The 20,343-nt window shown below is 41.0% G+C and carries 12 protein-coding genes and 2 tRNA genes; 6 read left to right on the top strand and 8 right to left on the bottom strand.

Annotated features, from left to right (window positions below):
• Positions 1 to 1,440 carry a catalase gene (locus tag PSF16_RS05240; protein WP_006660304.1) on the bottom strand — a complete coding sequence of 480 codons (1,440 nt, stop codon included), beginning with the start codon at positions 1,438 to 1,440 and terminating at the stop codon, positions 1 to 3.
• Between the two features lie 335 nt (positions 1,441 to 1,775).
• Between PSF16_RS05240 and PSF16_RS05235 the strand changes: the two genes are divergently transcribed.
• Positions 1,776 to 2,318, top strand: a complete 543-nt coding sequence (locus tag PSF16_RS05235; RefSeq protein WP_006661376.1) for a YfaZ family outer membrane protein — start codon at positions 1,776 to 1,778, stop codon at positions 2,316 to 2,318.
• A gap of 206 nt (positions 2,319 to 2,524) precedes the next feature.
• Here PSF16_RS05235 and tyrP read toward each other — a convergent pair whose 3' ends face one another.
• The gene (gene tyrP / locus PSF16_RS05230; RefSeq protein WP_432652901.1) at positions 2,525 to 3,673 is read right to left on the bottom strand and encodes a tyrosine transporter TyrP; all 1,149 of its coding nucleotides are present in this window, start codon (positions 3,671 to 3,673) and stop codon (positions 2,525 to 2,527) included.
• A 483-nt stretch (positions 3,674 to 4,156) separates the two neighbouring features.
• On the opposite strand from tyrP, the gene PSF16_RS05225 reads away from it, so the two are divergent.
• The gene (locus PSF16_RS05225) at positions 4,157 to 5,497 is read left to right on the top strand and encodes an anaerobic C4-dicarboxylate transporter (protein WP_272688911.1); all 1,341 of its coding nucleotides are present in this window, start codon (positions 4,157 to 4,159) and stop codon (positions 5,495 to 5,497) included.
• A gap of 200 nt (positions 5,498 to 5,697) precedes the next feature.
• Here the strand turns inward: PSF16_RS05225 and yfaE are convergent, their stop codons facing one another.
• The 4 genes from yfaE to ubiG all read right to left on the bottom strand — a co-directional run bounded on the left by yfaE (position 5,698) and on the right by ubiG (position 10,460).
• Entirely contained in the window at positions 5,698 to 5,961 is a 264-nt protein-coding gene (yfaE, locus tag PSF16_RS05220; protein ID WP_036961183.1) for a class I ribonucleotide reductase maintenance protein YfaE, read from the bottom strand.
• 2 nt (positions 5,962 to 5,963) lie between these two features.
• The gene (gene nrdB, locus PSF16_RS05215; protein ID WP_006661379.1) at positions 5,964 to 7,100 is read right to left on the bottom strand and encodes a class Ia ribonucleoside-diphosphate reductase subunit beta; all 1,137 of its coding nucleotides are present in this window, start codon (positions 7,098 to 7,100) and stop codon (positions 5,964 to 5,966) included.
• An 11-nt stretch (positions 7,101 to 7,111) separates the two neighbouring features.
• On the bottom strand, positions 7,112 to 9,403 hold the full coding sequence (nrdA, locus tag PSF16_RS05210; protein ID WP_006660310.1) for a class 1a ribonucleoside-diphosphate reductase subunit alpha: 2,292 nt from the start codon (positions 9,401 to 9,403) through the stop codon (positions 7,112 to 7,114).
• A 334-nt stretch (positions 9,404 to 9,737) separates the two neighbouring features.
• A complete protein-coding gene (ubiG, locus tag PSF16_RS05205) occupies positions 9,738 to 10,460 on the bottom strand; it encodes a bifunctional 2-polyprenyl-6-hydroxyphenol methylase/3-demethylubiquinol 3-O-methyltransferase UbiG (RefSeq protein WP_006660311.1) in 723 nt (240 codons plus the stop codon).
• Between the two features lie 329 nt (positions 10,461 to 10,789).
• Here ubiG and gyrA point away from each other — a divergent pair, with 329 nt between their 5' ends.
• Complete coding sequence (gene gyrA, locus PSF16_RS05200; RefSeq protein WP_272688910.1) at positions 10,790 to 13,393, top strand: DNA topoisomerase (ATP-hydrolyzing) subunit A; 2,604 nt, start codon at positions 10,790 to 10,792, stop codon at positions 13,391 to 13,393.
• Between the two features lie 147 nt (positions 13,394 to 13,540).
• The gene (gene rcsC, locus PSF16_RS05195; RefSeq protein ID WP_272688909.1) at positions 13,541 to 16,396 is read left to right on the top strand and encodes a two-component system sensor histidine kinase RcsC; all 2,856 of its coding nucleotides are present in this window, start codon (positions 13,541 to 13,543) and stop codon (positions 16,394 to 16,396) included.
• Between the two features lie 54 nt (positions 16,397 to 16,450).
• Here the strand turns inward: rcsC and rcsB are convergent, their stop codons facing one another.
• Both rcsB and rcsD read right to left on the bottom strand, forming a co-directional pair.
• On the bottom strand, positions 16,451 to 17,101 hold the full coding sequence (gene rcsB / locus PSF16_RS05190; RefSeq protein WP_272688908.1) for a response regulator transcription factor RcsB: 651 nt from the start codon (positions 17,099 to 17,101) through the stop codon (positions 16,451 to 16,453).
• A 1-nt stretch (position 17,102) separates the two neighbouring features.
• Positions 17,103 to 19,796: a phosphotransferase RcsD gene (gene rcsD, locus PSF16_RS05185; protein WP_272688907.1), complete on the bottom strand. Its 2,694-nt coding sequence runs from the start codon at positions 19,794 to 19,796 to the stop codon at positions 17,103 to 17,105.
• A gap of 215 nt (positions 19,797 to 20,011) precedes the next feature.
• Here rcsD and PSF16_RS05180 point away from each other — a divergent pair.
• Both PSF16_RS05180 and PSF16_RS05175 read left to right on the top strand, forming a co-directional pair.
• Positions 20,012 to 20,099: transfer RNA gene (locus PSF16_RS05180), tRNA-Ser, on the top strand.
• A gap of 5 nt (positions 20,100 to 20,104) precedes the next feature.
• Positions 20,105 to 20,180 (top strand) — tRNA-Thr (locus PSF16_RS05175).
• The last annotated feature ends 163 nt before the right edge of the window (positions 20,181 to 20,343 follow it).

Below are 20,343 nucleotides of genomic sequence, written 5' to 3'. Positions count from 1 at the left end.
TTATTTCAGTGCATTCAACGCTTTTTCAACCCCTGCACCATATTCAGGGTGCACTTTTTTAAACAGGTCAATTTGACGTTTTTGTGTTTCTTCTGATGCTTCAATCAACTCACCAGCTAAACGTTGGAACATACGCTGATGTTCCGCATCATCCAGTAATTCATACAGAGCACGCGGTTGGCTGAAGTAATCTTCGTCTTCGCGATGATTCCAATGATCGGCAGCCCCTTCAATGGATAATGGGGGTTCGCTGTAATCTGGCTGCTCTTGGAACATTCCTGCGCTGTTTGGCTCATAAGTGACGGTATTACCGCTATTTCCATCCACACGCATTGCACCATCACGATGATAATTGTGGAATGGGCAACGTGGTGCGTTAACTGGGATTTGATAGTGGTTAATACCTAAACGGTAACGCTGAGTATCCCCGTAAGAGAATAGGCGACCTTGCAACATTTTATCTGGGGAGAAACCGATCCCCGGAACGATGTTTGCTGGGCTAAATGCCGCTTGTTCTACATCAGAGAAATAGTTGTCTGGGTTGCGGTTCAATTCAAAATAACCCACATCAATTAATGGGTAATCTTTATGTGGCCAAACTTTGGTTAAATCGAATGGATTATAAGGTACGGTAGATGCCTCTTTTTCCGGCATGATCTGAATTTGTAAGTTCCAGCGAGGGTAGTCACCACGTTGGATTGATTCAAATAGGTCACGCTGAGAACTTTCGCGATCTTTACCAATTAATGCTTCAGCTTCGTCGTCCATCAGGTTTTCGATGCCTTGTTGGCTGCGGAAATGGAATTTTACCCAGAAGCGTTCATTGTTAGCGTTAATAAAGCTATAGGTGTGGCTACCAAAGCCGTGCATGAAGCGATAGCTTCTTGGCAGTCCACGGTCACTGACATCAATGGTTAACTGATGAAGAGACTCGGGTAAATGAGAGAAAAAGTCCCATTTGTACGCCATACTGCGCATGTTGGTATAAGGGCAGCGTTTTACCACATGGTTTAAATCAGGGAATTTTAGTGGATCGCGTAAGTAGAAGACTGGGGTGTTGTTACCGACCATATCCCAGTTACCTTCTTCGGTATAAAACTTCATCGCGAAGCCACGAATATCACGCTCTGCATCGGCAGCACCGCGCTCACCAGCAACGGTAGAAAAACGAACAAACAGATCCGTTTTCTTACCGATCTCGCTAAATAATTTAGCGCGAGTATAGCGAGTAATGTCATGGGTTACCGTAAAAGTACCGAATGCACCTGAACCTTTGGCGTGCATACGACGCTCAGGGATCACTTCACGGTCAAAGTGGGCGAGCTTTTCCAAAAACCACACATCTTGCAATAACATCGGACCACGCTTACCTGCAGTCATCACGTTATTGTTATCCACAACAGGTGCACCTGAAGCGGTAGTTAGACCTCTTTTTTTCATCACAATACTCCCAAGCTATTAGATTTATAGACTACACAAAAGTAACTAACTGGATGAATATTTGTAGAATATCACTTCATCTCTATAATAAACTTGATGAAGAGTATAATAAGCAAAGAATTAATTAGCTAATCGCTCTGACCAATCACTGTAATCATAGTCCAAGGTTTTATCAGAAAAAGGCGGGCGAGATTGAAGTAAACTACTGATCAATTTCACTTATTGTGCGTTACAAGGTGTTCTAACGTAAATTTAAGCAAAAAAGACTGAGTGTGTGCAGTAAATCACGTAACATCGTCACGATACTTCAATTTTTAATAATAAAGGAAATAATGATGCGCAAAGTTCTTTTAGCTGTTGCAGCGACCTCTGCATTTTACATGGGTGCTGCTCAAGCCATTTCTGCTGATTTCAGCGCGGGTGAACATTTTACAGAATTAAGTGCTGGTTTAGGAACTCAAGGTTCAGGTTTAGCCTTTAATGGCTCTTGGGCGCGCAGTGACCACAATGGTGAGTTAGGTAGCCTAGGGGCAACTTTCGGTCTGCCATTAGGACCATTCAATGCCTATGTCGGTGGTAAAGCACTCTATTTATCTCCTGAAGATGGTTCCAATGGTGCGGCTGCAGCGTTAGGTGGTGGTTTAAGCTGGCAAGCTCTGCCATCTTTAAGTTTCTATGGTGAAGCGTACGGCGCACCAGAATCACTGACTTCAGGTAGCAAATCCTACATGGAAGCGAAAGCTGGTGCTCGTTACACCGTATTTAAACCACTTTCAGTGGATGCAGGTTACCGCCTGATTGAAATGAAAGGTGCACATGATGATCGTAATGAGAAGTTAGCAGACGGGTGGTATGTAGGTGCCGGCCTGTCCTTTTAATTTTTCTTCATACTTCACGTTGTAGCGTTGTTGGCTGCTCTTGCTAACCCTAGTCACATACTTGTGTATGCTCCTAGGGATTAGCGCGTTTGCCGCCTAGCTACAACATGAACTATTTTGAAAAATAGATTGAGACATTTTTAAAAGCTTAAAAAGCAAAACACCCCATATTGGGGTGTTTTTTTATGAGTGGAATTTTGTGGGGATTAACCAACATTCGGTAGGAGGCCGGCCACGATGGCAAATTGGATAGCGATGACCGCAATACCGCAGAGCAGAACTAAACCTAAAATTGGTGTGCCACCTTTGACGCGATAAACTCCTTTGGCCTCTAATTTACGAACTCGCATCGTTAACAGTGCTGGGATGATTAATGCGAGGACAGATAATGCGACAGCGGCGTAAGTTAATGCCTGTACAAAGCTGCTGAAGAATAGTGCTGCGAGTAACGGCGGTACAAATGTTAATAGCGTCGTTTGCACGCGACCAGCAAAGTTATTACTACGCTTAAACAAATCTGCAAGGTAATCAAATAAGCCCAACGCAACGCCTAAGAATGAAGTCGCTAATGCTAAGTCCATAAACAGTGCAACAGCCATGTTCACTCGAGGAGTCGCGACGACATCACGGATTGCCGTTAATAGCCCATTTAATCCGGAAGATTGTGCCAAGATACCCATAAAAGTATCGGATGGGATAGCACCAAGGGTTGCAATTTGCCATAAAATGTAGGCGACGAGCGGGATCGCACTCCCTGTAATAAAAATGATACGCAGCTTACGTACATCACCATTCATATAATTGACTAAACTTGGTACGCTTCCGTGGAATCCAAAAGAGGTAAAAATGACTGGCACCGCGGCTAATACAAGACCTTTTTCTAGCGGCATAGTGCTTAAGTTAATCGCCTCTGCATGGGGCATCATGACGGCAAGCATAATCACTAAGAAAATCGTTTTGGCTGTAAACAGAATGCGGTTAATGAAATCAACAGAATGCGTACCCACACAGACTATTGCACCACCCACAACAGTAAACATAATAATGGCACTTTGAGTCGAAACAGTAACTCCCCACCAAGAAGATAGGCTATCAGCGATCAGCACGCCCGCACCGCCAATATAGGCAGTCGTCAGAGCGTACATCAGCAATAGCATACTCAAGCCAGTGACAATTTGACCGACAGGACCGAGGTATTTTTTCGCGACACTACCGAGACCCATATTGGCAGGATTGTGTTGATAAACCTCGACGAGCAGCAATGAGGTGTAACTCATCAGCATCCATAAACCAATTAATAAACAGACTATTCCAGTGAAGCCAACACCTGCTGCCGCTAGCGGCATTGCTAGCATTCCTGCACCAATTGTTGTTCCTGCTACGATCAAAATACTGCCAAGGGTACGATTCTTCACAAATTCCTCTGATTGAATTCGGGTTATTAATAATTTAAGCAGATTATGCGATTGCGTTTATCCTGTCAAATCTGAATTACAGCTGGTGTAATGTATTATTTACATTAAAAATAAGAGACAAGATTCCTTAATGATTGCGTCGGAAAGTGTGTTGATCGTGAAGTGTAAAAGCGGGTTAATGAAGTGGAATTTATGTGAAATTTATAGATTTTAAATGTTAAAAATAAGAGTGTATTAGATTGATTTTACTCATTATGTTATTTAACTGAGCATTATGGCAGCAACTAAAGGCAAATATTGTGATGAAGGCAAAATATTGCGAATGAAAATAAAACAATATTGTTTTTTAAATTAATATAAATCAAATTAATAAGTTAAGACCATCTGGATAATAGTGGAAACCTATAAATAAAGGATGGACCTATGGACTTTATGATTCAACTTGCCATTATTCTTGTCTGCTTGTTCTACGGAGCAAGAAAAGGGGGGATGGCGCTCGGACTGCTAGGTGGTGTGGGCCTAGTTATTCTCGTCTTTGGTTTTGGTTTACCGCCAGGAAAACCGCCTGTAGACGTCATGTTAGTTATTATTGCTGTTGTTGCCGCATCAGCAACCTTACAAGCCTCAGGCGGTTTGGACGTTATGCTACAAATAGCAGAACGTTTACTGCGTAAAAATCCAAAATACATTTCCATTGTTGCACCTTTTGTCACCTGCATCTTAACCATTTTGTGTGGTACAGGGCATGTGGTGTATACCATTTTGCCCATCATTTATGATGCAGCGATCAAAAATAATATTCGCCCTGAAAGACCGATGGCGGCGAGTAGTATCGGTGCGCAGATGGGGATCATTGCCAGCCCTGTTTCTGTGGCAGTTGTTTCATTAGTTGCGATGCTAAATGGCGTTTCTATCAATGGTAAATCTTTAGAATTCTTAGACTTACTCGCGATTACCATCCCATCAACGTTAATTGGTATTTTAGCCATTGGTATCTTTAGTTGGTTCCGTGGGAAGGATTTAGATAAAGACCCTGTTTTTCAAGAGTTTATTTCTGTTCCCGAAAACCATGATTACGTTTATGGCGATAGCGTCACGCTACTAGATAAAAAGTTACCGAAAATCAACTGGGTAGCAATGTGGATTTTCTTAGCGTCTATCGTCGTCGTGGCATTGCTGGGGGCATTCTCGGAATTAAGACCATTGAATAACGGTAAACCATTATCCATGGTTCTGGTCATTCAGATGTTTATGCTGCTGGCGGGTGCACTGATTATTATCATTTGTAAAACCAATCCAGGGCAAATTTCTAAGAACGAAGTGTTCCGTTCAGGGATGATAGCGATTGTTGCCGTGTATGGTATCGCATGGATGGCTGAAACCATGTTCGGTGCCCATATGGATGAAATAAAAGGCACTTTAGGTTCATTAGTGAAAGATTTCCCATGGGCTTATGCGGTTATCTTATTGTTAGTCTCTAAGTTTGTTAACTCACAAGCTGCAGCATTAGCCGCAGTAGTGCCAATTGCATTGGGTATCGGTGTTGATCCTGCGTATATTATTGCATCTGCGCCAGCGTGTTATGGTTACTACATCCTACCGACTTACCCAAGTGACCTTGCTGCTATCCAGTTTGACCGTTCGGGTACAACACGTATTGGTAAATTTGTTATCAACCATAGCTTTATCCTGCCAGGCTTAATTGGGGTAGGTGTATCCTGTGTGTTTGGATGGATTTTTGCCGCGATGTACGGTTATTTATAAAAATCCCCATCATACTTAAAGCCGCAGGGGTGTTAGCTTCACTTAGCTAGTCGGGTGCTCCCCGTCTAGCTTCATTTGCACCCTACCTGTAACTCGAATTATTTTGGGTATTATTTTATAAGCAAAAAGCGATTGCTCGAGTTATCAAAGCAGTCGCTTTTTATTATGTTATGGCTAGATACACAGTATTACTAGCACCGCTACTCGATTTCAATATCGGAAAGTGGGTGACAACAGCAAGGTAGAATTTCACCTTCTTGAATAAACGCAATGGGTTTACGTTTATAGCCGACTTTACCTTTGAGTAATGTTACGCGACACGAGCCACAATAGCCTTCTCGACATTGGTATTCAACGGGGACTCGACTGTCTTCAAGTGCTTCCAATAAACTTGAGTGAACATCGGTATGGTAGGGAACTTGCACACCCTGCGTAAGACGCAGGGTGATTTTATGACTTGCCATAATTACAGTTCGAAATCACTCAAATCATCGGTATTAACTTCAGCGTCAATCTGACCGACTAAATAAGAGCTGACTTCGACTTCTTGTGGTGCCACTTGAACGTTGTCAGACACTAACCATGCGTTGATCCACGGAATCGGATTGGAGCGCGCTTCAAATGGTAATTTCAGGCCAACTGCTTGCATACGAATGTTGGTGATATATTCCACATATTGGCACAGAATATCTTTGTTCAGACCAATCATAGAGCCTTCACTGAATAAATATTCAGCCCACTCTTTTTCTTGTTCTGCGGCATCTACAAACAGTCGATAACATTCCTCTTCACACTCAGCAGCAATCTCGGCCATTTCAGGATCATCTTGTCCTGAACGTAGCAGGTTTAGCATATGCTGAGTACCCGTTAAGTGCAGAGCTTCATCGCGAGCAATCAGTTTGATGATTTTCGCGTTACCTTCCATGAGTTCACGTTCTGCAAAAGCGAAAGAGCACGCAAAGCTGACGTAGAAGCGGATAGCTTCGAGAGCGTTTACGCTCATTAAGCATAAATACAGCTGTTTCTTGAGTGCACGCAGTGAAACAGTGATTTCCTTACCTTCAAAGGTATGCGTTCCTTCACCAAACATATGGTAATAGTTGGTCATCTCGATAAGCGTATCGTAATACGCAGAGATATCACGGGCACGTTTGAGGATCTCTTCGTTTTCAACGATATCGTCGAAGATGATCGCCGGGTCATTCACGATATTACGGATAATATGCGTGTATGAACGTGAGTGGATAGTTTCTGAGAATGACCAAGTCTCAACCCAAGTTTCTAACTCTGGGATTGAAATCAGTGGCAAAAATGCCACGTTAGGGCTGCGACCCTGAATAGAGTCGAGCAGCGTTTGGTATTTCAGGTTACTGATAAAAATGTGTTTCTCATGATCAGGCAGCGCGTTGTAGTCAATACGGTCGCGAGCCACGTCAACTTCTTCTGGACGCCAGAAAAATGAGAGTTGCTTTTCAATCAGTTTCTCAAAAATAGGGTATTTTTGCTGATCAAATCGAGCAACGTTTACAGGCTGACCGAAAAACATCGGTTCCAGCAACTGGTTATTCTTTTTCTGAGAAAAAATCGTGTATGAATGTGACATAACCATCCCTATTAAATTTTACAAGCCCCGCCTTCACAATCAGAATCTGCGCTTTCTACAACTTCTTCCAGATCCCCCTGAACATCTTCAGCACCATCGCGGGTGTTGTGATAGTAAAGTGTTTTCACACCAAACTTATAGGCTAACAATAAATCTTTTAACAGCTGATTCATTGGTACTTTGCCATTTGGGAAGCGGGTTGGGTCATAGTTTGTATTGGAAGAAATCGACTGGTCGATAAACTTCTGCATGATCCCAACTAGCTGCAAATAGCCGCTATTAGAAGGCATTTGCCATAATAGCTCGTAAGCACCTTTTAGGTTTTCATAATCTGGCACCACTTGGCGTAGGATACCGTCTTTTGATGCTTTAATACTGATATAACCGCGTGGTGGTTCGATACCATTGGTCGCGTTCGAAATCTGAGACGAGGTCTCTGATGGCATTAATGCTGACAACGTCGAGTTGCGCAGACCATACTGTTTGATCTCTGCACGTAGTGCTTCCCAGTCATAATGCAGTGGTTCGTTGGTTAACTTGTCGAGTTCACGTTTGTAAGTGTCGATAGGTAACACGCCTTGTGCATAAGTGGTTTCATTGAACCATGGGCAAGCGCCTTGCTCTTTAGCCAATTCATTCGACGCTTTCAGCAAGTAATATTGAATCGCTTCAAATGTTTTGTGAGTGAGGTTATTGGCACTTCCGTCAGAGTAGCGCACACCGTGTTTCGCTAAGTAGTAAGCGTAGTTAATCACACCTATACCCAGAGTACGACGCCCCATTGAGCCTTTTTTCGCGGCTGGGATTGGGTAATCTTGGTAGTCTAACAGTGCATCTAACGCACGAACGGCTAAGATTGCTAATTCTTCTAATTCATCAAGGCTTTCAATCGCACCTAAGTTAAAGGCAGACAACGTACACAGTGCGATTTCACCATTCTCGTCATTGACGTTATTTAATGGTTTTGTTGGTAGCGCAATTTCCAGACACAGGTTGGATTGACGGACAGGAGCAATCTGTGGGTCAAATGGGCTATGGGTATTGCAGTGGTCAACGTTTTGAATATAGATACGACCTGTTGACGCACGTTCTTGCATCATTAATGAGAACAACTCAACCGCTTTCACGCTGGATTTGCGGATTGTCTCATCTTGTTCATATTGCACATATAAACGTTCAAATTCGTCTTGATCTGCGAAGAATGCGTCATACAAGCCTGGGACATCTGAAGGGCTAAACAAAGTGATGTTTTGGTTCTTGATTAGGCGTTCATACATTAACTTGTTGAGCTGAACACCGTAGTCCATATGGCGAACACGGTTACCTTCAACACCACGGTTATTTTTCAGAACCAGTAAGCTTTCCACCTCTAAGTGCCAAATTGGGTAGAATAGAGTTGCTGCACCCCCACGTACGCCACCTTGAGAACAAGATTTTACGGCAGTTTGGAAGTGTTTATAGAATGGAATACAACCCGTATGGAAAGCTTCACCACCACGGATTGGGCTACCCAGTGCACGAATGCGACCTGCGTTGATACCGATACCGGCACGCTGAGACACATATTTCACGATAGCACTTGAGGTTGCGTTGATAGAATCAAGGCTGTCACCACACTCAATCAGAACACAAGAGCTGAATTGACGTGTCGGTGTACGTACCCCCGCCATAATTGGCGTAGGTAAAGAAATTTTAAATGTTGATACCGCATCATAGAAGCGGCGGATGTAATCTAAACGGGTTGCTTGTGGGTAATGAGAAAACAAGCATGCCGCAACCAGAATATATAAAAACTGGGCGCTTTCGTAGATTTCACCGGTGACACGGTTTTGAACTAAATATTTCCCTTCTAACTGTTTAACCGCTGCGTAAGAGAAATTCATATCACGCCAATGGTCAATAAAACCATCCATTTGCTCGAAATCTGCTTCGGTGTAGTCTTCCAGCAAATGCTTATCATATTTACCCATTTCAACCAGATGTTTTACGTGGGCATATAATTTTGGTGGCTCAAACTGGCCGTAGGCTTTTTTGCGCAGGTTAAAAATCGCTAAACGCGCAGCAAGGTATTGGTAATCTGGTGTTTCACCGGTGATTAAGTCAGCAGCGGCTTTAATCATCGTTTCGTGAATATCAGAAGTTCTGATCCCATCATAAAACTGAATCTGAGAACGTAACTCCACCTGTGAAACTGATACGTTACTAAGACCTTCCGCTGCCCATGTAATAACTTTATGGATTTTGTCTAGGTCAATGCGTTCTTTATGTCCATCACGTTTTGTGACTAACAGACTCTGGTTCATGAGCAAGTACACCTTGGTTGGGTTACAAATAGAGGGTCCCAAACGTAAAAAAGCTCATGATGGATGATCATGAGACTTGTATATTAAATTTGTGAGTACCACTATATGTAGTAGTTTGTTAAGAATCTAATAACAAGATAATGTTAATGTGTGATTTTATCAAGTGTACAAATCTGATAGTTTTTGTGGATAACAACTGGATAAGAAAAATTGATCATGTCGGTAAGCTGCATGAGAAGTGGAGTTGCTAAAAATTGACTTACCGACATTAACCTAAAAATTATTTTGTAAAGTTGAGACCGTTTGCTGTTTTCTTAAACGTACCGCTTGCTATTTATTCGCTGACCGTGTGAAGCATATAATTCACATCAACGTTAGGTCCTAACCAAAATTTATCGGTGATTGGATTATAATGTAATCCCATCATATGTTGTTCTTTTAACTGCGTTTTATCGACCCAACTGATTAATTCAGATGGACGGATAAATTTATTGACATCGTGGGTGCCTTTCGGAACCATTTTCATCACATATTCTGCTGCCACGACAGCCATTAACCATGCTTTTCTATTACGGTTAATGGTGGAGAATATGACATGCCCACCCGGTTTGACTAACTTCGCACAGGCACGAACGACAGATTCAGGGTCAGGAACGTGCTCAAGCATTTCCATACAGGTGACAATATCGTAGCTCTGTGGATGTTTATCAGCGTGTTGTTCCACTGTTTCTTGAACATATTCGACAGGGATCCCTGATTCCAGAGAATGTAGCCGAGCGACCATTAAAGGGTCTGCGCCCATGTCTAACCCCGTGACATCTGCACCTTCACGCGCCATGCTTTCAGATAAAATTCCACCACCACAGCCCACATCGAGAATTTTTTTACCAAAAATACCGTCTACGCGTTGCATGATATAACCCAAACGGAGAGGGTTAATTCGGTGCAGTGGGGCAAATTCGCCTTCAAGATCCCACCAACGCGACGCTATCGATTCAAACTTTTCAATTTCGTGTTTATCGACATTTAAATACGTTTGGTCTTGGGTATCATTCATCTGAGGAACTCCTATATCTATTTCTATCCGCGCATTACTTATTTTTACCTATTGAACTATATTTAATTTGCAAAATGCAGATATAGGCTTAAATCAGTAATGGGACGATAGCCGCCCGTGAGTTGATTTATTGGGATTATGGACCAAATATGAAAATCCTTGAGAGACTATTGCTTGAAATTCTACAAGATTCGGACACATAAGCTCATTTTTCCGCTATTATACATAGCTTGAAAGACAAATACTCACTTCTCTTATCTCTTAATTAAATAAGGGAGTTGTGGTATAGTTTACTCTTTGAATCTGAAGTTATGAGGGACAGTGGTTCCATGAGCGAGATTGCCAGAGAAATCACCCCAGTCAATATCGAAGAAGAACTGAAAAGTTCCTATTTGGATTATGCAATGTCCGTTATCGTCGGTCGTGCACTTCCAGATGTTCGAGATGGGCTGAAGCCAGTACATCGCCGAGTCTTATTTGCGATGAATGTACTGGGAAATGATTGGAATAAACCCTATAAAAAGTCTGCCCGTATCGTCGGGGACGTCATCGGTAAATACCATCCACATGGGGATAGCGCCGTTTATGAGACAATCGTCCGTCTCGCGCAGCCTTTCTCTATGCGTTACATGCTGGTAGATGGTCAGGGGAACTTTGGTTCAGTTGACGGAGACTCCGCCGCTGCAATGCGTTATACGGAAATCCGTATGGCAAAAATTGCCCATGAAATGCTGGCTGATTTAGAAAAAGAAACCGTAGACTTTGTTCCTAACTATGATGGTACAGAGCAAATCCCTGAAGTGATGCCAACCAAAATACCTAACCTATTGGTGAATGGTTCTTCCGGTATTGCTGTCGGGATGGCAACCAATATTCCTCCTCACAACTTAGGGGAAGTGATTAACGGTTGCTTAGCTTATATAGAAGATGAAGATATTAGCATTGAAGGCCTGATGGAGCACATTCCGGGACCTGATTTCCCGACAGCTGCAATTATCAACGGTCGTCGTGGTATCATCGATGCATATCGTACAGGTCGCGGTAAGGTGTACATTCGTGCACGTGCCGAGGTCGAAGTTGATGAGAAAAATGGTCGCGAAACCATTATTGTCAACGAAATTCCATATCAAGTGAACAAAGCGCGCTTGATTGAAAAGATTGCAGAATTAGTTAAAGAAAAACGTGTTGAAGGCATCAGTGCACTGCGTGATGAGTCTGACAAAGACGGTATGCGCATTGTTATTGAAATTAAACGCGATGCTGTTGGCGAAGTGGTGCTCAATAACCTGTATTCACTGACTCAACTGCAAGTTTCTTTCGGTATCAACATGGTGGCTCTGCATCAGGGTCAACCAAAAATCTTGAACCTGAAAGATATTATTGCCGCGTTTGTTCGCCATCGTCGTGAAGTTGTTACACGTCGTACTATTTTCGAACTGCGTAAAGCCCGTGACCGTGCGCACATCCTTGAAGCGTTGGCGGTGGCACTGGCGAATATCGACCCAATTATCGAATTGATCCGTAAAGCACCAACACCAGCAGAAGCAAAAGCTGGGCTGATTGCCCGTTCTTGGGCTCTGGGTAATGTTGCTGCAATGCTGGAACGTGCGGGTGATGATGCTGCGCGTCCTGAGTGGTTAGAGCCACAATATGGTGTTCATGAAGGTCAATATTTCCTGACTGAACAGCAAGCACAAGCGATTTTGGATCTGCGTTTACAGAAATTAACTGGTCTTGAGCATGAAAAACTGCTGGAAGAGTACCGCGAACTTCTGAAACAAATCGAAGAGTTATTGTTTATTCTGCGTAGCCCAGAGCGTTTGATGGAAGTCATTCGTGAAGAGTTAGAAGCAATTCGTGATGCTTATAATGACCCGCGTCGTACTGAGATCACAGAAAATACCGCAGATATCAATATTGAAGATTTGATCAACCAAGAAGATGTGGTTGTGACGTTATCTCACCAAGGTTATGTGAAGTATCAGCCATTGTCTGACTACGAAGCACAGCGTCGTGGTGGTAAAGGTAAGTCCGCAGCACGTATTAAAGAAGAAGACTTTATTGAGCGTCTGCTGGTTGCCAATACCCACGATACTATCTTGTGTTTCTCAAGTCGTGGTCGCTTATATTGGATGAAAGTGTATCAATTGCCTGAAGCTAGCCGTGGTGCTCGTGGACGCCCAATTGTTAACTTACTACCATTGGAACAAGATGAGCGCATTACGGCTATATTGCCTGTGCGTGAGTACGAAGAAGGCTATTATGTCTTTATGGCTACCGCGAGCGGTACTGTGAAGAAAACGCCTCTGCAAGATTTCAGTCGTCCAAGAAGCGCGGGTATTATCGCGGTGAACTTGAATGAAGGCGATGAACTCATTGGTGTTGATTTAACCAATGGCAGTAACGAAGTCATGCTGTTCTCTGCGCAAGGTAAAGTCGTTCGTTTCGCAGAGGATGCGGTTCGTGCGATGGGACGTACAGCGACAGGTGTTCGCGGTATTAAATTAATGGACAACGACAAAGTTGTTTCTTTAATTATCCCACGTGGTGAAGGGCATATTCTGACGGTCACTGAAAATGGTTTCGGTAAGCGTACAGAAGAGGCTGAATACCCAACGAAATCTCGTGCAACTCAAGGGGTTATCTCCATTAAAGTGAGCGAGCGTAATGGTCATGTGGTGGGTGCAATCCAAGTGGAAGACACAGACCAAATCATGATGATTACGGATGCAGGTACTTTGGTTCGTACTCGTGTTTCCGAAGTGAGTGTGGTAGGGCGTAATACCCAAGGTGTTACTCTGATCCGAACTGCTGAAGATGAAAAAGTGGTTGGTTTGCAACGTGTTGCTGAAACTGAAGACGATGAAAATACCGATGAAGATGGTATTGATGTTGACGGTGATATTGATACCAGCGTAGACACTGAAGAGTAAGTATAAAACACAAATTAAACGGGCGGATTATCCGCCCGTTTTTATATGTTTACACTGGCAATATACATGGAAGTTATTGGTTGTCGCTTTTCATTGAGTTAATCGAGTATACTCAGGGTTAGTGATAATGTACTTGTAGGTAACGGATTGAGATATTTACCCTCGTTTAAGACATCCCTCAGATTATCTAGAGATCTTTTTCGTGTCCTAGGCATTATGCTATGGGGAATGGGGCTTTTCATCACGCTATTTTTCCTCTATACGCAATTCAATGAGCATAAATCGGACCTACGCCAACAATTCCATTCCGGTTATGAAAATCTGCAAGTTTACATTCAACAGTCCAATGCTACGTTGCGTCTAATTCACTCGATGACGAGGCAACAGAAATTTAAAGACCAAGAATATCAACAAAAAATGGGTATTCAACAGGAAGAAATTACGCTACCGACATCTGCCTCATATGCTTTATATCCCTTGAGCCCAACAGCCGACTGTGAAGTCTTTAAGCAAAGAACGCGAAACTATCTTTCTGCCTTTGAACAACTCAATATGTTTTGGAAAGACAGTATTGCGATCCCTCAAGGGGTAAATCACGTATTTGTCTTTGGTACAGGTAGTTATTGCATGATGGATTACTCTATTCGTGCTGCGGTTTCTGATATCGACGTGTTAAAGAAAGTCGTTTATGACAACACGCGTCTCTACAAGCAATTAAAGCAGCAGGGGCAAGAGCGAAATTTATATACCATCATTCACAATTCTCAGCCATCAAATGGTCAACTTTATTTGATGATCCCTATTTATGAGAAAGGCATAATTGTTGGATTTATTGGTATAGAGCGTACTATTAATTTAAACCAATTCAATTTGCGTAATAATGCAGCGGTTGAAATCACGTTAATTAACAACTTAAATCAACCAGTCCTTTATACCTCGTCAGATGTGAACATTAAAAACTCACCCTTACTGACGTCAGGGGAAATAAACTACTTTGGTTTTAACTCTGATTACACAAAACTTTTTTTCAAGAAACGTTTAGCACCTTCACAGCTTACTGTTATTTATTCTATTTCAACGTCGTATTTAATCGATAATCTTAAAACTTCAATCATTTATGCACTGTTGATCAATATTTTATCAGGTGCGTTGATTTTCTTTTTAATTTGGTTATTAGAACGGCGTATGTTAGAGCCAGCGGCAAATACGGCGATTCGCTTGGAGGAGCATGAGCAATTTAACCACAAAATTGTGGCATCAGCACCTGTTGGGATCATTATCTTAAGACTAAGTGATGGCGGAAATATTCTGAGTAATGAGCTTGCTCATAACTATTTTCGTTTGCTCAATGATGATGATAAGCAGCGCATTTTGACAATTATTCGCCAGAAATCCAGCAACTACATTGATGTTGTGGCGACGAATGGTACCCATTTACAGATTAGTTTCGTGAATTCACGTTATCAAAATGAAGATGTAGCGATTTGTGTACTGATTGATATCAGCATCCGCGTTCAGATGGAGAAATCATTACAGGACGTCGCGGATGCCGCAGAACAAGCGAACCAAGCCAAATCCATGTTCTTGGCGACCGTTAGCCATGAATTAAGAACACCGCTGTATGGAATCATCGGTAATATTGAGTTGCTACAACGCTATGAATTATCGGATAAAGCGGTTCGATTAGTCTCGACAATGGATAACTCTTCGTCGCTACTGCTGCAAATCATTAGTGATATTTTAGATTTTTCCAAAATTGAATCTAAACAACTGAAAATAGAAAATAAATTATTCAATTGTCGTAATGTGTTTGCTTATGTACTTGCTAACTATGTGCCGTTGGCAACGAAAAAACAAGTCTCACTCTATTCGTATATTGAGCCTAATATTCCTGATTTAATGCTCAGCGATCCGGTACGTTTACAACAAGTTATCTCTAATATTGTGAATAACAGTATTAAATTCACCGATTCTGGGTTTGTCATGCTGCATGTGTGGAAAGATGAAAACTACCTAAAAATAGAGGTCAAAGATTCAGGAATAGGTATGACACCGGCGGTGGTGATGCAACTCTTTGATCCATTCTTCCAAGTTTACGATCAAAATAATGGGCATAAAGGGACAGGACTTGGATTAGCTATTTGCGAAAAACTCATTAACTTAATGGATGGTGATATTGCCGTGGATTCTCAAGCGGGATTAGGAAGTCGATTTACGATCCGCATTCCACTTTATGGTCAGCAATATATTGAGTCCAATATCCCTGAATATCGCAAAAGTTATCGTATCGCTGTGACCGGATTGAATTCATTTTTGCTTGATTTCATCACAAGGTTGCTGGAACACCATGATTTTAATGTGGTAAAGGCGAGTGAGAATGAAACGTATGATTTGATGATTACGGATAATTCAGAATACCTTGTCGCACAGGGTAAAAATCTACTTCGACTCAGTAGTTTATATTCAGGTGAGTTATTTGAAACGCAATCTAACGAATGGCTGTATAACACTTATCAGCTCGATAAGTTGCCGATGCTGATTGATAAATTTATCGTTAAATTGACTCAAGAGACAAAAGAAAGCTTAGAAAATAATGAGCTTGAAGGGGCGGATGCAGATCTGAATGAATTTAAAGTCTTAATTGTTGATGACCATCCGATTAACCGTATGCTTCTGACAGAACAATTAGCAAGCATAGGATTCATGACAAGCACGGCTGTAGATGGATTAGATGCACTAAAACACCTTGAACATTGTCATGCCGATATTGTGCTTTCAGACGTGAATATGCCAAATATGGATGGCTATCAATTGGCGAGAGCATTACGTGAACAAGGCTTTAGACAGCCAATTGTGGCATTAACTGCCAATGCGATGGCAGAAGAGAAACAGCGCTGTCTGGATGCTGGCATGAATGATTGCTTATCGAAGCCAACGTCTATCAGCATATTGCGTGAATCGTTGGTAAAATACGTGAAGCCGAGCGAATCAATAACACATTGAATAGAAAAAATAAAAGCCCTATAACGGGCTTTTATTTTGGTGTCAGAATAAGGATTATTCTGTTGGGGTATTATCAATACTGACTGATGAAAGATAGTTCAGTAAGGCAATATCATTTTCAACACCCAGTTTTAACATTGCTGATTTTTTCTGGCTACTGATGGTTTTGATGCTGCGATTCAGTTTTTTAGCAATCTCAGTGACTAAGAAGCCTTCAGCAAATAAGCGAAGAACTTCACTTTCTTTTGGTGATAAACGTTTGTCACCATAGCCACTGGCATTAACTTTCTCAAGCAATTTACTGACGCTTTCAGGGGTGAATTTTTTCCCTTTTTGTAAAGCGGCGAGTGCTTTTGGTAAGTCAGCTGGTGCGCCTTGTTTTAGCACGATACCTTCAATATCAAGCTCAAGAATAGCACTTAAGATCGCAGTATTATTGTTCATGGTTAGGACAATAATCGATAAGTCAGGGTAGTGACGTTTAATGTATTTGATTAACGTAATACCATCACCGTATTTATCGCCAGGCATAGACAAATCAGTAACCAGAACGTCTGCATTAAGGCGTGCTAAGTTATTAATTAAAGAAGTAGAATCTTCAAATTCACCGACGATGTTTACCCATTCAATCTGTTCAAGAGACTTTCTTATACCGAAAAGAACAATAGGATGATCATCGGCAACAATGACATTTAGGTTATTCATATTATTGGTTACCTTCTGGCATTAGTCTTTTCACTGAGACATCCAGTTCTCTAATGCAATTTTTTATTTCAAATCCGTTTTCATCTGCTATGAAATGCTCCAAATCTTCACAAAGTTTATGAAGATAATGGAATTCAAGCATAGCAAAAACTCCTTTTAAACGATGTGCAGTGTCTTTTAATTCGGCTAAATTCGCAACACTTTCACTATTATACAGTTTATTAATATCTATCGGTACTGTTGAGATAAACAAATCTTTATAATCGCTATTTGCCAGAATTAAATGATACTCAGAAAGAATGTTATCGGTAGATTCATTTGATTTTTGACTATTTTCGCGGAGATTTTGCGATGAGTGTTGGCTTGATTCGTTATTATCTTCTACATTATCGGCTTGTTCTATCAATAATGAGATAGCATCAATAAGTTCATCTGCAAAATTGTAGTTAACTTCAATGTAATTTGACTTAATACAATTTAGTGAAGATATATTACCGTTAATTTTAATAATATTACTAAATGGAACATCATCATTGTCAGCGATCAAAAGATCCCAATGGTTATGCGGTGAACTTTCATCTATATCAAGAAATTCAGCACCATAATGGGATAAAGTTTGTTTAACAATTCGACGAGCATCAATATTCTGAATATTTAAACGAATAAAAACATCCTCAAGCAATGCAGGGTATTCATGCTGCTGAATGAGTGCCGGAAGCCGGATTTGATAGTGGCAACCAATAGCGTCACTAGATTTAATCGTAAATGAGCCTTTCATTTTATTAGTCAATAACTTGCAGAGATAAAATGTCATGCCAGAACGCCTAAATTTATTTGAATCTTGAGTTTTTCCCGTAAATGGGTTTTGTAAGTTACTTAATTCAATATTCGTTAATCCAATGCCTGTATCTTTTATATCAATGGATATTTCATTTTTGTCTTCAATGTAGTCAATAGAAATGATAATTTTACCAAAGGCTGTAGTTTCTATTGAATATTCCCAAATTAATTGGAATAAAGTCTGGAAATAAGCAGGGTTATTTTCGATTAATGAATCAGGATTGATATTATTATAGAAATAAAATGAGAGTCCTTTGCAATTTAAATGAGATAAATTGTATTTAAGGAATTGGCTAATTACTTGACTAATTGCAAATTTTTCTGTCTTAAAATCAATTTGTTGAGTTTCTAATTGGCTAATTAACGCAATATTTTTAAACCAATTATTGATATAAAATAGGTGATTCTGGATTTCAGTGAGTAATGGGTTATTACGCTCATTGAGCGTCATCGCCAATTGGCTAAACTCAGCGTTTACTTTATCAATAGCGGGCAGAATTTCTTGGCAAATATTTTTGAAGACCACTTTTCTAAGCTGAATATTTCGCTGGTATTCGCGAGTAGCCATTTCTTGATGTTTTTGGGTAAGAACTTCTTTATCTTTATCAATGATGATAAACAAGACCGTATTTTCTTTAATTTGACTATTTACCAAAATGATTTCATAGACATTATTCTCGATGGAGACCTGAATGACATCATTATGATCGGTTGCCATCTCTTTGATATGAATAAGATCCATCGATGGCAATAACTGGTTAGAAATGCTGTTACTCAATAGTTTTTTATTACTATTGAAATCGAAGACTAGGATGCCATAAGCGATATGGTTGAGAATGTCATTATTCAGTGCATCCTTGAATTGGAGCTCATCAAGCATGGATGCATTGGGTGAAATAATCCGTTTGCGAATAAACATGGTGGTGAGCAACGCCAGAATACTGACTGCAAACATACAGGTGATTAGCCAAAAGTTGTAACTGATCACGCCGAAAATAATACTTTTTAATGAGAGGTTATAGTTAATCTGATAACTCGTGCCCTCGATAGGTTGCGATAGCATGAGGTTAGTCCCCGTCAACTCACTGCCAGACTGACTCATATCTTGATTGTTTGATCTTTGTGAAATGGAAATATCATCTCCCTTCAAGGTAAATGGAAGAATTGAATTAATGGAGATATCAAAAGAGATGACGCTGCTTAGACGACCAGGGGAGTTAAAAACTAAGCGGTAAGTATAGAAGTAGACATTATCTTGTGCATTTTTCTGCATATTGGAGAGCACTTCTCGGCGATCCAATAAGGTCGACTGGGCTATCATATCAGAACGCTTATCCTCTGCGGTCAGCGTCAAATAGCTTTCTTTATAGCGTAGCTCAGGCTTTAAGATGGAATGGGTAGTCACCAGTATTAAAGTATTATCTTGACCGTTCAGATAGTACATAGAGTTAAATTCATTTCGTGCACCCCACACGATCTCCATGTAATTGGCTAATTTAGTTGCCAACACTTTACTACTGGGTTTGTTGAGGCCAAAGACAACGGAATCAATTGTTTGATTGGCGCTACTTAACCAATAAACATCATGGCGCATTTCGGTGACTGAAATATCGCTCATCGAATCTGGCGTGGCTTTATCATTGGCTAGCTTATAAATATGAGTAGCTTGATAGCGATAATCTTCAATTTGGTAAGCAAGTCGATTAGCAAGGGTATTTATCGCAGTTTGATGGGCTAGCATCCAAGCGTGGTAATAATTATAGAGAGACAGCGAAAGCATTGTGACGAGTAGCACAATAAAGGCAATAAAAATGCGAGAAAGAATATTCGGTTTTAATAATGATTGTTTGTACATACAGTCCCACGCTGCCACACTGGCAAATTAGATTAATCAGATTAAAAATCATACGCCTAGACTCATTATAGACACCGATTTTGCACAGATATTAGCATTTTTTGAGGGGAATAGAGAACAATTGAGTGAAGATTAGTCAAACGAACAAAAAAATGCAATTATTTTACTATCAGGGGTAGACAAGCCCTCGGGATTCCTCCATAATCGCGCCCCATGGAGAGATGGCCGAGCGGTCGAAGGCAGCGGTCTTGAAAACCGCCGATGGGTAACCATCCTAGAGTTCGAATCTCTATCTCTCCGCCAAATTAGCCGGCTTAGCTCAGTTGGTAGAGCAACTGACTTGTAATCAGTAGGTCACCAGTTCGACTCCGGTAGCCGGCACCAAATAAGAACCCACTATCTCGAAAGAGATAGTGGGTTTTTTCTTGTCTCAATAAAAACTAACTCTGCATAATGGTCACTATCGGTAATACTGACGGTGGGTTAGCCATTAGCATAACTAATACATACATTATGCTAATGAATGAGTATAGAATTAATTAATATA

The sequence above is a fragment of the Providencia sp. PROV033 genome, from assembly GCF_028484855.1.
Classification (GTDB): domain Bacteria; phylum Pseudomonadota; class Gammaproteobacteria; order Enterobacterales; family Enterobacteriaceae; genus Providencia; species Providencia alcalifaciens.
The sequence above is the reverse complement of the archived record's forward strand: the minus strand, read 5'-3'. Positions and strand labels throughout refer to the sequence as shown.

Coding starts and splice junctions, on each gene's coding strand:
- rcsB (WP_272688908.1), bottom strand. CDS start 17,101: ATGAATAACCTAAATGTCATTGTTGCCGATGATCATCCTATTGTTCTT.
- gyrA (WP_272688910.1), top strand. CDS start 10,790: ATGAGCGAGATTGCCAGAGAAATCACCCCAGTCAATATCGAAGAAGAA.
- nrdB (WP_006661379.1), bottom strand. CDS start 7,100: ATGTCACATTCATACACGATTTTTTCTCAGAAAAAGAATAACCAGTTG.
- tyrP (WP_432652901.1), bottom strand. CDS start 3,673: ATGCTAGCAATGCCGCTAGCGGCAGCAGGTGTTGGCTTCACTGGAATA.
- PSF16_RS05225 (WP_272688911.1), top strand. CDS start 4,157: ATGGACTTTATGATTCAACTTGCCATTATTCTTGTCTGCTTGTTCTAC.
- nrdA (WP_006660310.1), bottom strand. CDS start 9,403: ATGAACCAGAGTCTGTTAGTCACAAAACGTGATGGACATAAAGAACGC.
- yfaE (WP_036961183.1), bottom strand. CDS start 5,961: ATGGCAAGTCATAAAATCACCCTGCGTCTTACGCAGGGTGTGCAAGTT.
- PSF16_RS05235 (WP_006661376.1), top strand. CDS start 1,776: ATGCGCAAAGTTCTTTTAGCTGTTGCAGCGACCTCTGCATTTTACATG.
- ubiG (WP_006660311.1), bottom strand. CDS start 10,460: ATGAATGATACCCAAGACCAAACGTATTTAAATGTCGATAAACACGAA.
- rcsD (WP_272688907.1), bottom strand. CDS start 19,796: ATGTACAAACAATCATTATTAAAACCGAATATTCTTTCTCGCATTTTT.
- PSF16_RS05240 (WP_006660304.1), bottom strand. CDS start 1,440: ATGAAAAAAAGAGGTCTAACTACCGCTTCAGGTGCACCTGTTGTGGAT.